The sequence below is a fragment of the Rathayibacter sp. AY1A7 genome (assembly GCF_002930845.1).
In the GTDB taxonomy this organism is placed as follows: domain Bacteria; phylum Actinomycetota; class Actinomycetes; order Actinomycetales; family Microbacteriaceae; genus Rathayibacter.
On the sequence record NZ_PSTL01000019.1, the window covers coordinates 59,878 to 72,614 of the forward strand.

Genomic DNA, 12,737 nt, shown 5'->3' on the forward strand with positions numbered 1-12,737 from the left:
CGGTCGGCGGCCTCCGGCGCCTGCCGGTGCGGACAGCGCTCGGACAGCGCGCGATCAGCTCGCCCTCAGGCCATGCATCGTGTCGCGGCGCTACGGTGGTCCGAGATCGCGGGCAGACGCCCGGAGGGGAGTGGAGGACGCCATGACGGACGACAACGTAACCGGCACGGACCAGGGCGCGAGCACGGGCGGCGAGGCCTCCGGACCCCGCGCCGGGTGGTACCCGGACCCGGCGGGCTCGTCCCGTCAGCGCTGGTGGGACGGGACCGGCTGGACGGAGTCGCTCCGCGACGCGCCGGCGGCCACTCCCACCGCCCCGGCCGAGAGCGGGTCGGCGCAGGCCGCCGCGACTCCCGTTCCGCCGACCGCACCGACTCCGCCTGCGCCGCCCGCCGAGCGTCCCGCCTACGGGGAGACGTCGAGCGGAGCGGCGACGAGCTACGGGCAGTCGGCATCGGGTCAGTATCCGCAGCAGCCGTCGTCCGCCGACCCGCAGCAGAGCTACGGGCAGCAGGGCTACGGCCAGCAGGGCGCCGGTCAGCAGCCGCAGCAGCAGCAGCCCTCCGGCCAGCAGCAGCCGCAGCAGGGCTACGGCCAGCAGGCTCCCCAGCAGTACGGCCAGCAGGGGTACGGCCAGCAGCCCTACGGCCAGCAGCCGCAGCAGCCCTACAACCAGCAGCAGCCGCAGTACCCGGCCTACGCCGCGGCTCCCGGAGCACCCGTGCAGCAGCGCGACACGAGCATCGTCACGTCCACCCCGTGGATCTGGGTGGTGGTCCTCCTGCCGCTGCTCTCAGCGCTGTCGATCTTCCTCCTCCCGCCGAGCGCGATCGTCGACTCGTCGATGGCCTCGACCTACGGGCCGAGCTCCTCGATGGGGATGTCGACCGCCTACCTCGTCGGCCTCGGCGTGCTCCAGGTCGTCGGCTTCCTGATCTACGCGGCGGAGGTCGTCTTCGCCTTCCTCGACTGGCGCCAGCTGAAGCGAGCCGGCCTGCAGCGTCCGTTCCACTGGGCGTGGGCCTTCCTCGCCGCTCCCTACGTCTACGTGATCGGCCGCAGCGTGGTCGTGAAGCGCGTGACCGGCGGCGGACTCCTCCCGCTCTGGGTCTTCCTCGGCGTCGTGGTCGTGTCGTTCCTCATCGCGATCGGCTGGACGGTGTCGCTCTTCTCCCAGATGACGCAGGCCTTCGCTCCCGCGGGCTTCTGAACCCGTGCGCGCCCCCGATCTCGTCCTGACCGGCGGCGCCGTCTTCACCGCCGACGCCGTGCGCTCCCGAGCGCACGGCGTCGCTGTCGTCGGAGGGCGGATCGTCGCGGTCGGCGCCGACGCCTCCGACCTGATCGGGCCGCGCACCGAGGTGGTCGACCTCGAGGGCCGGATGCTCGTCCCCGGCTTCCAGGACGCCCACGTGCACCCGGTCTGGGGCGGTGCCGCGCTGCTGCGCTGCTGGCTCGGAGCGGGAGGGTCGCCCGCCGAGCACCTGGCGACGGTCGCCGAGTACGCGGCTCGGGAGAGCGGAGCGGAGTGGATCCTCGGCGGCGGCTGGAACCTGCCCGACTTCCCCGGAGGCACTCCGACCGCCCGCGAGCTCGACACGGTCGTCCCTGACCGGCCCGCCTTCCTCACCAACGCCGACGGGCACGGCGCCTGGGTCAACTCCGCCGCACTGCGCCTCGCGGGGATCGACCGCACGACGCCGGACTCCGCCGACGGCCGCATCGAGCGCCTGGCCGACGGCACCCCCTCCGGCACCCTGCACGAGGGGGCGATGGACGCGGTCCGCCGCCATCTCCCGCCCGCCAGCGCGGACGAGCTCCACCGCGCGCTGCTCCTCGGGCAGGAGACCCTGCACTCGTTCGGAGTGACGGCGTGGCAGGACGCGATCATCGGCTTCTACGGCGATGTGGGCGACCCCGGTCCGGTGTACCGCCGCGCGGCGCTGAGCGGCGAGCTGACCGGGCGCGTCCGCGGTGCGCTGTGGTGGGACCGGGGCCGCGGCGTCGAGCAGATCCCGGAGCTCGTCGAGCGGCGCGCGGCGCTCGCCGCCGACCGCTTCGCGCCGACGACCGTCAAGATCATGCAGGACGGGGTCGCCGAGAACTTCACGGCGGCGATGCTCGAGCCCTACCTCGACGGGCACGGCGGCCACGGTCACGGCGACGGCCTCTCGATGGTCGACCCGCGCCTCCTGAACGAGGCCGTGCCGCTCCTGGACGCGGTCGGGTTCCAGGTGCACTTCCACGCGATCGGCGATCGTGCCGTACGCGAGTGCCTGGACGCGGTCGAGCGGGCGATCCAGGCGAACGGGCGCCGCGGCAACCGCCACCACCTCGCCCACCTGCAGGTCGTGCATCCGGACGACCTGCCGCGCTTCCGTGCGCTCGACGTCACGGCCAACCTGCAGATGCTGTGGGCCTCGCTGGAGCCGCAGATGGTGGAGCTGACGCTGCCGTTCCTCGGTGAGCGGCGCGGCTCGTGGCAGTACCCGTTCGGCGACCTGCTCCGCTCGGGCGCGGTGCTCGCCGCGGGGAGCGACTGGCCGGTGTCGACGCCCGACCCGCTCGCCGCGATCCACGTCGCGGTGAACCGGCTCTCGGCGCCGTCCAAGCGCGAGCCGGGGTGGAGCGAGGAGGTGTTCCTCCCGGAGCAGCGCCTCGACCTCGCCACCGCCCTCTCCGCCTCCACGGCCGGCTCGGCGTGGGTGAACGGCCTGGAGGGCGAGTCGGGCTCGATCGCCGTGGGGCTCGCGGCGGACTTCGCCCTGCTGGACCGGGACCCCTTCGCCGGCGACCCCGGCGCGATCGGGGACACCCGGGTGCTGGGCACCTGGATCGGCGGCGAGCGCGTCCACACCGCAGCGGACGCGCCCGCCTGATCCCGGGTCGTTCAGGAGGCGGTCAGCAGGTGATCGCTCCGCCGATGATCCCCGCGAGCAGCCCGCCGGTCGCGGAGGCGATCGCGCCGGGACCGGAGATCGCGCCGATCACCCCGCCGGTCGCGGCACCGCTGACGCCGCTCCCGGCGACGCAGTGGCCCCACTCGGGCGAGCTCCAGTCGCTGTTCAGGTGCAGGCCGCCCGCCGCCGAGCGGGACGCCGAGTCCGGGGCGAAGTGGAAGGTGAGCGTGTCGGAGTCGTCGATCGACCAGTGGCCCGACACGGTGCGGCCGCGTCCGACGTCGATCCTCTCCGGGAGTGCGTCGGACGTCTCGGCGCCGTCCGTGAAGCCGACCCCGCCGCCCGCCAGCTCGACGATCCGCGTGCCGTCGGTGACGTCGAAGGTCACCGTCGACGCCGATCCGCCCCGCGCCTCGAGGTGCACCCGGCTGCTCGTCTCCTGCCTCGCCGGCTCGGCGTGCGCGGCCTGCGCTGTGAACAGCGGCACCGCCAGCAGAGCGGCCGCCGCCGCGACCAGTGCCGTGCTCGTCCTCTGTCGTTCCATCGTCGTTCCCTCCCTCGGATTCCGATCCAGGAGGGAGGGCTCAGCGCCGCCGGTCGACGAGGGCGAGGACGACGGACGCCACCGCTGCCGCGACGGCCGCGGTGACCACGACGTCCCACGGATCCTCGGCGCCCACCGCGGTCGCGACGAGGTGCCCGGCCAGGACGCCGACGAACAGTGCCGGCAGCATCAGCCAGATGCGCCGTCTCCGTCGTGCCGCCGTACCGGCCTGTTCCCTGTCGCTCATGCTCGCCCTCCTGGATTCACCATACAGGTATGGAGTACCAGGCGGTCGCGACGCGCGTCGAGGAGGTGGCGCGATCCGTCAGGCCTCGCTGCGCTGGATGAGGCGGGAGAGGACGATCGCGGAGCGCGTGTGGTCGACGTTGGGCGCGATGCGGACCTTCTCGAGGGCGAGCTCGAGGCTGGGGATGTCGCGCGAGCGGATGTGGACGATCGCGTCGGCGGAGCCGGTGACCGTGCCCGCGTCGACGACCTCGGGGACCGCGGAGAGGATGCGGCGGAGCTCGTCCGGAGCGACGGTGCCGCGGCAGAAGAGCTCGACGTAGGCCTCGGTGGCCATGCCGTCGACCGCGGGGTCGACCTTGATCGTGAAGCCGCGGATCACGCCGTCGGCCACGAGGCGGTCGACGCGGCGCTTCACCGCGGAGGCGGAGAGCCCGACCACGCCGCCGATGTCGCCGTAGCCCGCGCGGGAGTTCTGGCGCAGCAGATCGAGGATCTTCCGATCGATGTTGTCCATGCTCCGAGGATAGGCGCGGCCGGAGCGGCGCCTGGACGGCAGCAGAGTGCCACTGGAGATTCGTGACGCCCGGCTATATAGTTGCTTTCGGTCAATAGTTGATCGCGGTCAACTAGAACCGCCGCCGTGCTGAAGAGGAGCCCATGTCACACCCCGAACACCGCGCCGCATCGCGCGGAACCACCGCGCCGCACGCCCCCGCCGGGCCGGACGGCGCCATGTCGCACCGCCAGGTGCTCGAATCGCTCAGCGGCCTGCTGCTGGGCATGTTCGTCTCGATCCTCGCGGGCACGGTCGTGTCGACCTCGCTGCCCCGGATCATCTCCGACCTCAAGGGCGACCAGAACGCCTACACCTGGGTCGTCACCGCGACCCTGCTCGCGACCACGGTCTCCACCCCGCTCTGGGGCAAGTTCGCCGACCTGTTCAACCGCAAGCTGCTGATCCAGCTCGCCCTCGGGCTGTTCGTCATCGGCTCCGCTCTGGCCGGCTTCTCGCAGGACACGAACATGCTGATCGTCTTCCGCGTGTTCCAGGGCCTGGGCGCCGGCGGACTCGCCGCGCTGAGCCAGATCATCATGGCCGACATCATCAGCCCCCGTGAGCGCGGCAAGTACGCCGGCCTCTTCGGCGGCGTGATGGCGATCGGCACCGTCGGCGGCCCGCTCCTGGGCGGCGTCGTGACCGACGCGTTCGGCTGGCGCTGGAACTTCTTCATCGCGATGCCCGTCGCGATCGTCGCGATCGTCCTCCTCCAGATGACCCTCCGCCTCCCCGCGCACCCGAAGCGCAAGGTGCGGATCGACTACCTCGGCGCCGTGCTCATCGCGGGCGGAGTCTCGCTCCTGCTGATCTGGGTCTCCCTCGCCGGCAAGAACTTCGACTGGGCCTCGTGGGAGACCGCGGTCATGGTCGGCGGCGCCGTCGTGCTGCTCATCGCCGCCGTGATCACCGAGCTCACCGTGGCCGAGCCGATCATCCCGATGGGGATGTTCAAGAACCGCACCTTCAGCCTCGCCGTCGTGGCGAGCATCTCGGTCGGCGTCTCGATGTTCGGCGTCGCCGTCTTCCTCGCGCAGTACATGCAGCTGGCCCGCGGAGCCACGCCGACCCAGTCGGGCCTGCTCACCATCCCGATGATGGCCGGCCTGCTGATCGCCTCGACGATCTTCGGCGGGATCATCTCCCGCACCGGCAAGTGGAAGGCGATCATGATCAGCGGCGGCGTGCTCGCCGTGATCGGAACCTCCCTCCTCAGCACCCTCCGCTACGACACGGACCTGGTCCTCGTCGGGATCTACATGGCCGTCCTCGGCGCCGGCCTGGGCATGCTGATGCAGAACCTCGTCCTGGTGGTGCAGAACTCGATCGAGGTGAAGAACCTCGGCGTCGCGACCAGCGCGGTCACGTTCTTCCGCAGCCTCGGCGGCACCGTCGGAGTCTCGGTCCTGGGCTCGATGCTCGGCACCGTGATCGCCGACCGCATCAAGACCGGCATCGCGGGGCTCGCTCCCGCCGACCAGGCTCTCGCCGCGCAGGCGCTGGGCAGCGGCACGATCCCGCAGCCGGCCACCCTGCCCGACGCCGTGCGCGTCGTGGTCGAGAGCGCCTACGGGATCGGCGTCGGCGACGTGTTCCTCTACAGCATCCCGCTCGCCGTGGTCACGCTGATCGCCGTCGTCCTCCTGCCCAACGTGAGCCTCGGCTCGAAGAACGCGGTGCAGCTCAAGGCGGAGCCGACCACTCCGCTGCAGGCCGCGGAGGACGCCCTCATCGCCGCCTCGGACGGCCAGGCGGCGCTCCGCCCCGTCGGCCAGGCCCGGCGGACGGACGACGCGACGCACGCCCGGGAGGGTCGCGAGGCCACTCCCGCCGGACACGGCCGCCACGCCGACGAGGAGCGGCAGGAGGAGCCGATCGGGCACGCCCGGCACGCTGCTCCCACCGGCTCCGTCGACGTGATCGAGCGCTCCTGATGCCCGCCGCCGCGCCCTCGGCCGAGGCGCTGCACGAGGTCGAGGAGCAGATCACCGTGCTCGCCGTCCAGGTGCGCCTCGCCGTCCGGGACGCGGCGGCGTCGATCGACCCGGCGCTGCCGCCCTTCGGACTGCGGCTGCTGCGGATCCTCGAGCGCTGCGGTCCGGTCCACTCCGGCGCCGCGGCGGAGCGGCTCGGGGTCGACCGCAGCGCGATCAGCCGCCAGGCCCGCCAGCTCGCCGAGCTGGGCCTGGTCGAGATGACCTCCGATCCCGCCGACGGCCGAGCGCGGTTCCTCTCGCTCAGCGCGGCGGGATGCGAGCGGATGCGCGACCTCGGGGGCCGTCAGCGGCAGCGGATGCAGGAGGCGCTGAGCGCCTGGCCCGAGGAGGACCTGCGCGCGTTCGCGGGATACCTGGAGCGGCTGACCGCGGCGGAGTGAGCCGCGTGATCTGAACGAGTGGCGCGGACCGATGCGGTCCGCGCCACTTCTGCGTGCCGCCGGACGCGGCGCGGGCGCGCTGACCGCGCGCCGTCTCGCGCCACCCGGTGCCGACGCCGTCGTGGTCGTTCTACATTTCCTGAGATGTTCTCACTCAGGAGGCGATGACCCTGTTCTCTTTCGACCATGCAGCAGCGGCGGAGCTGGTCCGCGCCTCGGACGAGGCGGCGGAGGCGCTCGCCTCCCAGGAGCTGCTGAGGTCCGTCGCTGCCGAGTACGCACTGGGCGAGTTCCGCGGCGCGTACGCCGAGCTGTTCCGCCGTGTCCGCCTCTGCGACAGGGAGAACCGCGGTCGGCTGAGCGCCGAGCTGCACGAGCTCGCCGACACGGTTCGGCTCGTGGCACGGAAGGCCGAGGAGGAGCGTCGGCGCCGGGAGGAGTACGCGGCCTGGGAGCGGCGGGCGGACGAGCGCGAGCAGCAGCGCCGCCTCGATCCGGTCGCGGCCCTCGCGGCGGGAGTCGACGAGGTCGTCGACCGGCCGCCGTCCGATCGGCCGGTCGTGCCTCCGCCGATCCGTGCGCTGTTCTCCCCCCGGTCGGTGCCCCGCACGTCCCCGGGCGGCCCCGCCGCGGGAGGCACGACCTCCGCCGACCCCGAGCGCCTCGACGTCTTCGTCTCGCAGACCCGGCAGGCGGACGAGGCGATGCGCTCCCGGCTCCAGGATCTGATGGCCGCCTGGGGAGCCTTCGGCAACCGCTGCTCGTGGGCGCCGGTCGAGTCCTTCTCGGTGCTCCGGGGCTTCCGCGAGCTGCTGTCGATCGGTGCGGCCGACGCGACCTGGGTCGAGCAGATCTCCCTGGCCTTCACCGCCGCCGGGGGAGCGGCGCTCTCCGTTCCCGTCCTCGACGCCGTCGGCACCCTGGCGCGGCCCCGGGGCGGCCGGAGCCTGCTCGACTCCCTCGCGGCGCTCTCGTCCGACGATCTCGCGACACTCCTGGCGGCGTCGCCCGACCTCGCGGCGCGCCTCGGGCGACTGGCTCCGACCCTCGTGAACGACTGGTGGCGGAGCCTCGACTCCACGGACGGCGCGCGCTTCTCGCCGCAGCAGGAGGCGCTGGTCGCCGGTCTGCCCGGGGTGATCGGGAATCTGGAGGGGGTGCCCTACCGCGCCCGGGCGAGGGCGAACGAGAGGGCGCTGAGGGCGCGGATCGCGGCGCTGAGGAGCGAGGCGGCGGGCCTGCGCGGGAAGGCGGGCGACGGGGAGCGACTCGCGGCGGTGGAGTCGCAGCTGGTGGCGCTGAGGGACGTGCGGGCATCGCTGCGGCGCGGTCTCGGTCAGGACTCGCGCTTCCTCGTCTCCCTGACCGCCGACGAGGCTCCGCTGGCCGCTGTCTCGATCGGCGATCCCGACACCGCCACGAACGTCACCTACGCCGTCCCCGGGATGGGGCAGACGACGGAGAGCATGACCCGATGGGCGAAGGCGTCGCAGAATCTGCAGTCGCTCCTCCCGCCCGGCAGCGCCGTCGTCTCCTGGATCGGCTACGAGACCCCGCCGATGGCGCGGCTCGGCGGGAACGGCATGGACGTCCTCACCTCGAACCAAGCCGTCGCCGGCGGCGCCGCACTCGCCTCGGCTGTCCAGGGGCTCTCCGCGGTCCGGGGCGACGACCTGCCGAAGCCGAACGTCGTCGCCCACTCCTACGGCAGCACCGTCATGGCCGTCGCCGCCTCGCGCTCGGACGTCGAGCTCGGGGTCGTCGTGACGCTGGGCTCGGCCGGCCTCCCGGACAGCGTCGACGAGGCGAGCGACCTGCACGCGGAATCCGTCTTCGCGGGGCAGGCGCGGGACAAGTACCTCGGCGAGACCGAGAGCGGCGACGAGGCCGCGTGGATGGGCCGCGCCTTCAGCTGGAACCACCATACGGATCCCGCTGACGAGGACTTCGGCGCGCGCGTCTTCGGTGTGGAGACCGGAGGCGACGCCGGGAGGATCGTGACGGATCACGCTGCGCTGAAGAGCGACGACGGCGATCTCGCGGGGTACCTCGACACGAACACCGAGTCCCTGCAGAACGCGGCGTGGGCCGTCTCCCGGCGACTCGACCTGCTGACCGAGAACCGGCCGCTCGGACCGACCGCCTTCCAGAAGGCGGTCGTGGGAGCCTCCCATGGCGGGTAGAGGCTCTCCTCAGCGGACGGGCGTCGCGCTGACCGTCGCCGCTCTGCTCGTGATGTCGATGAACGCTTGTGCAACGGAGAAGGAGGCGAGACCGGTGAGCACGATGAGTCCTCGGGAGGGTCGGGATCGGGTGGTGGAGTTCGTGCGGGACTCCGCGGGGCGGCTCGATGTGGAGGGGTGGTGGCCGCGGAGCGGCGCGGCCAGGCCCGATGTGTGCGGCCCCGGCGACCGGGTGAGCGGTGCGAGCTACAGCTACGCCTGGTGGGCCCCGGCGGGCACCGATGTCGAGGGGGATGCGCGGAAGGTCGCGGACTACTGGGAGTCGCTGGGGATGACGGTGAGAGTGACCGATTCGACTCCGCGCCCGACGGTCTACGGGCAGGGCGGACCGGTGCTGCGGGCGAGCTTCGTCACCGGCGCTGTCGAGGAGATGTACATGATCGGGGCGGAGATGCCGTGCGCGCCCGGCGATTTCGAATCACTCCTCCTCGAGGACGAGGCTCAGCGCGCGGCGGGCGCGGTCCTTCCGGGTGATGAAGGGGTCGTCCCGAAGCCGGATCCGTGGGACCTCCCACTCCAGTCCGATCCGTCGGGTTCCGGCTCGGAGGGATGAGCCGCCCCGTCCACCGCGTCCGGATCGGAGATGCCGACGTCGCTTCCGTTGCCGGGGGAGGGGTCGGCCTCAGCGCGGTGCGCCCACCAGCTGCGCGACGTGCACGACGAAGGCGCGGCGGCGGTCGCGCGTCTCCTCCCCGCCCCGGGAAGCGAAGGGGGTGAGGTGCCAGATCTCGCAGAGGCCGAGGAGGGCGATGAAGAGGTCGTCGGCGGACCAGCTCGCGTCGACGACGCCGGCGCGCTGCCACTCGAGGACCCGGGCCTCGGGGGCGGGGACCCCGCCGAGCTGCTCGCCGGCCTCCTCCCAGACGCCGGCTCCCTCCAGGCGCGCCCAGGTGAGCAGGCGCAGGAACTCCGGGTGCTCCCACACGTGGTCGAACATGCGGCCCGCGAGGTCGGGGAGGTCCGCCGCCTCGGCGAGGAGCGTCTCGTCGAGAGCGCCGAGCGCCTCGACGACGGTCGCGACGAACAGGCCGCGCTTGCAGCCGTAGTAGGCGTAGAGCCGCTCCTTGTTCAGACCCGCGGCCGCGGCCACACGGTCGACCCGGGCGCCCGCGAAGCCGTGGGCGGCGAACTCGACGGAGGCCGCGCGGAGGATCCGCTCGCGCGCGGGCAGCGCCGCATCGGATGTCGGCTCCATGGTTCACCTCCGGGCGCTCGAACGATACACTCTTCTTCGCCCAACCAACTGGTTGGGGTGGTTCGGCCCCGATGACGCGGCTCGGATCCGGACCCGCCGGTCCCGCTCCGCTCCGTGTGAAAGGCCGCCATGCCCTCCCCGTCCGCTCCCTCCTCCGCCCGCCGCTGGTGGGTGCTCGTGATCCTCGCGCTCACGCAGCTCGTCGTCGTGCTCGACGGCACCATCGTCACGATCGCCCTCCCCGCCGCGCAGGCCGATCTCGGCCTCACCGACGTCGAGCGCCAGTGGGTCGTCACCGCCTACGCCCTCGCGTTCGGCGCGCTCCTGCTCCTGGGCGGCCGCATCGCCGACTACACCGGCCGCAAGCGCACCTACCTGATCGGGATGATCGGCTTCGGCGCCGCCTCCGCCTGGGGCGGCCTCGCCACCTCCGGCACCGAGCTGATCGCCGCCCGCGGGCTGCAGGGCGCCTTCGCCGCGCTGCTCGCTCCGGCCGCTCTGGCCCTCCTCACCGTCTCCTTCCCCTCCGGCCGCGAGCGGGGCACGGCCTTCGCCGTCTTCGGAGCGGTCGCCGGAGCGGGCGCCGCCGTCGGCCTCGTGCTGGGCGGGCTGCTCACCGAGTTCGCCGACTGGCGCTGGTGCCTCCTCGTCAACGTCCCCGTCGTCGTGGTCGGCGCGATCGCCGGCCAGCTGCTCGTCACCGAGAGCCGCGCGGAGGGGCGCAACCGCTTCGACGTCGCCGGGACGATCACCGTCGCGCTCGGGCTCGCGAGCGTCGTCTACGGCTTCACCCTCGCCGAGCAGGGCTGGCTCCGCGTCGACACCCTCGGCTTCCTCCTCGTCGGCGTGCTGCTGCTGGCCCTCTTCGTGCGGATCCAGGCCCGCTCCGACCACCCGTCGCTGCCGCTGCGCATCGTCGCCGACCGCGTCCGCGGCGGAGCCTTCCTGGTCCAGGCGATCGTCGGCAGCGTGATGATCGGCTCCACCCTCTACCTGACCCTGCACCTGCAGCTGGTTCTGGGCCTGCCGCCGCTCGAGGCGGGCCTGGCCAATCTGCCGATGACGGTGACGATCATGATCGTCGCCGGAGTCGCCGCCAAGCTGCTGCCGCGCACCGGCCCGCGCGTGCTGATGATCGTCGGCCCGCTGATCGCGGCGGCCGGGCTCCTCTACCTGAGCCGCATCACCCCCGAGGGTGGCTACCTCCTCGAGGTGCTGCCCGCGCTGATCCTCCTGGGCATCGGCATGGCGATGGTCTTCGTGCCGCTGCAGAACCTCGCGCTCACCGGAGTCGCGGCCCACGACGCCGGTGCCGCCGGAGCGACCGCCAACGCCGCCCTGCAGATCGGCGGCTCGATCGGGCTGTCGATCTTCACGACCCTCTACGCGGGAGTCGCGGGTGAGCAGCAGTCGCCGGTCGCCTTCGTCGACGGCTACTCCGCGGTCTTCGTCGCGGCCGCGATCGGGCTGGTCGTGGCCTCCGTCGTCGCCGTCGCGATGATCCGGGTGAAGAAGGAGGAGTTCCTCGCTCAGGCTCCGAAGGAGGCCGTCGCCCACCTGGGCTGATCCCGGCCTAGGCTCGGAAGCGCTATGCAGCCACTGACCGAGACCGAGATCCGCGAGTCCTTCGTCAACGCCTCCCGCAAGGAGGTCGCCGATCTCGCGCTGCCGAAGGACTTCGACGCGCTCGACTGGTCGGTCATCGACCATCTCGGCTGGCGCGACCGGAGGATGGGCCGCCGCGCCTACGTCGTCGTGCCGCTGGAGGAGCGCCTCGTCGGGGTCCTGCTCACCCAGGCCGACGCCCTGCCGCGCTCGCGGGCGCAGTGCTCGTGGTGCCGCGACGTGCAGCTCCCGAACGACGTCGTCTTCTTCGGGGCGCGGAAGGCCGGAGCGGCCGGGCGGGCGGGGGACTCGCTCGGCACGCTCGTCTGCTCCCGCTTCGAGTGCTCGGTGAACGTGCGGCGGCGCCCATCGGTGGCCTACATCGGCTTCGACCTCGAGGCGGCGCGAGCGCAGCGGATCGCGACTCTGCGGGCGCGCACCGAGGGCTTCGCGCGCGAGGTGCTCGGCGAGGCGTGCCCGCGCTCAGCGGCGCGTTGACGCGCGCACGTGCATCCGCTCGCCCTGGCGGCCGAAGAGGCTGAGGAACTCGACCTGCTGCTCGTCGGCGCGGCCGAACCAGTGCGGCACCCGGGTGTCGAACTCGGCGGCCTCGCCGGCCGGCAGCACCAGATCGTGCTCGCCGAGCCGCAGGCGGAGCCGCCCGCTCAGCACGTAGAGCCACTCGAAGCCCTCGTGCGCGCGCTGCTCCGCCGGCTCCGTCACCGGCCCGGCCGGGAGCGTGTGCTTGAACGCCTGGAGCGCACCCGCGTCGCGGCTGAGCGGCTGGATGAGCATGCCGTTCCGGCGCAGCGGCCGGCCGTGCACGCGGGGATCCTCCGGCGCGGCGCCGACGAGCTCGTCGAGCGGCGCCCCGAGGGCGCGGGCGATCGGGAGGAGCAGCTCCAGCGTCGCGCGACGGCCTCCGCTCTCGAGGCGCGAGAGGGTGCTCGCCGAGATGCCGGTTTCAGCCGCGAGGGACGCGAGCGTGCGGTCGCGGCGGGTGCGCAGGCGCCGGAGCCGTGGTCCGACGGCGGCGACGATCTCGTCGTCGGAGGGGGCGGGCGGGGT

General features: G+C 73.0%; 13 protein-coding genes. 8 read left to right on the top strand and 5 right to left on the bottom strand.

The annotated features are described in order from the left end of the window. Positions 1–142: 142 nt before the first annotated feature. Positions 143–1,210 (top strand): DUF2510 domain-containing protein, encoded by a 1,068-nt coding sequence (locus C5B95_RS17965; RefSeq protein ID WP_258060015.1) that lies wholly within the window; start codon positions 143–145, stop codon positions 1,208–1,210. Between the two features lie 4 nt (positions 1,211–1,214). After that, the gene (locus tag C5B95_RS13765; RefSeq protein WP_104349413.1) at positions 1,215–2,879 is read left to right on the top strand and encodes an amidohydrolase; all 1,665 of its coding nucleotides are present in this window, start codon (positions 1,215–1,217) and stop codon (positions 2,877–2,879) included. A 22-nt stretch (positions 2,880–2,901) separates the two neighbouring features. Here the strand turns inward: C5B95_RS13765 and C5B95_RS13770 are convergent, their stop codons facing one another. The 3 genes from C5B95_RS13770 to C5B95_RS13775 all read right to left on the bottom strand — a co-directional run bounded on the left by C5B95_RS13770 (position 2,902) and on the right by C5B95_RS13775 (position 4,207). Beyond that, positions 2,902–3,444, bottom strand: a complete 543-nt coding sequence (locus tag C5B95_RS13770) for a hypothetical protein (protein WP_104222856.1) — start codon at positions 3,442–3,444, stop codon at positions 2,902–2,904. 40 nt (positions 3,445–3,484) lie between these two features. Then, positions 3,485–3,691 carry a hypothetical protein gene (locus C5B95_RS17245; protein ID WP_146076614.1) on the bottom strand — a complete coding sequence of 69 codons (207 nt, stop codon included), beginning with the start codon at positions 3,689–3,691 and terminating at the stop codon, positions 3,485–3,487. A 78-nt stretch (positions 3,692–3,769) separates the two neighbouring features. Then, positions 3,770–4,207 carry an Lrp/AsnC family transcriptional regulator gene (locus C5B95_RS13775; protein ID WP_104222855.1) on the bottom strand — a complete coding sequence of 146 codons (438 nt, stop codon included), beginning with the start codon at positions 4,205–4,207 and terminating at the stop codon, positions 3,770–3,772. A 218-nt stretch (positions 4,208–4,425) separates the two neighbouring features. Between C5B95_RS13775 and C5B95_RS13780 the strand changes: the two genes are divergently transcribed. The 4 genes from C5B95_RS13780 to C5B95_RS13795 all read left to right on the top strand — a co-directional run bounded on the left by C5B95_RS13780 (position 4,426) and on the right by C5B95_RS13795 (position 9,422). Further along, positions 4,426–6,183 carry an MDR family MFS transporter gene (locus C5B95_RS13780; RefSeq protein ID WP_104349414.1) on the top strand — a complete coding sequence of 586 codons (1,758 nt, stop codon included), beginning with the start codon at positions 4,426–4,428 and terminating at the stop codon, positions 6,181–6,183. Beyond that, entirely contained in the window at positions 6,183–6,626 is a 444-nt protein-coding gene (locus C5B95_RS13785) for a MarR family winged helix-turn-helix transcriptional regulator (RefSeq protein ID WP_104222853.1), read from the top strand. Before C5B95_RS13780 ends, C5B95_RS13785 begins: the two co-directional genes overlap by 1 nt. A 164-nt stretch (positions 6,627–6,790) precedes the next feature. Further along, positions 6,791–8,809 (top strand): alpha/beta hydrolase, encoded by a 2,019-nt coding sequence (locus C5B95_RS13790; RefSeq protein ID WP_104349415.1) that lies wholly within the window; start codon positions 6,791–6,793, stop codon positions 8,807–8,809. 49 nt (positions 8,810–8,858) lie between these two features. Beyond that, positions 8,859–9,422 (top strand): hypothetical protein, encoded by a 564-nt coding sequence (locus C5B95_RS13795; protein WP_146087830.1) that lies wholly within the window; start codon positions 8,859–8,861, stop codon positions 9,420–9,422. A gap of 69 nt (positions 9,423–9,491) precedes the next feature. Here the strand turns inward: C5B95_RS13795 and C5B95_RS13800 are convergent, their stop codons facing one another. After that, the gene (locus C5B95_RS13800) at positions 9,492–10,064 is read right to left on the bottom strand and encodes a TetR family transcriptional regulator (protein WP_104349416.1); all 573 of its coding nucleotides are present in this window, start codon (positions 10,062–10,064) and stop codon (positions 9,492–9,494) included. A 129-nt stretch (positions 10,065–10,193) separates the two neighbouring features. Here C5B95_RS13800 and C5B95_RS13805 point away from each other — a divergent pair, with 129 nt between their 5' ends. Both C5B95_RS13805 and C5B95_RS13810 read left to right on the top strand, forming a co-directional pair. After that, entirely contained in the window at positions 10,194–11,630 is a 1,437-nt protein-coding gene (locus C5B95_RS13805) for an MFS transporter (RefSeq protein WP_104349417.1), read from the top strand. 24 nt (positions 11,631–11,654) lie between these two features. After that, a complete protein-coding gene (locus C5B95_RS13810) occupies positions 11,655–12,167 on the top strand; it encodes an FBP domain-containing protein (RefSeq protein WP_104349418.1) in 513 nt (170 codons plus the stop codon). Here the strand turns inward: C5B95_RS13810 and C5B95_RS13815 are convergent. Beyond that, positions 12,153–12,710, bottom strand: a complete 558-nt coding sequence (locus C5B95_RS13815; protein WP_104349423.1) for a helix-turn-helix domain-containing protein — start codon at positions 12,708–12,710, stop codon at positions 12,153–12,155. The two genes, C5B95_RS13810 and C5B95_RS13815, sit on opposite strands and share 15 nt — an antisense overlap. Positions 12,711–12,737 lie beyond the last annotated feature (27 nt).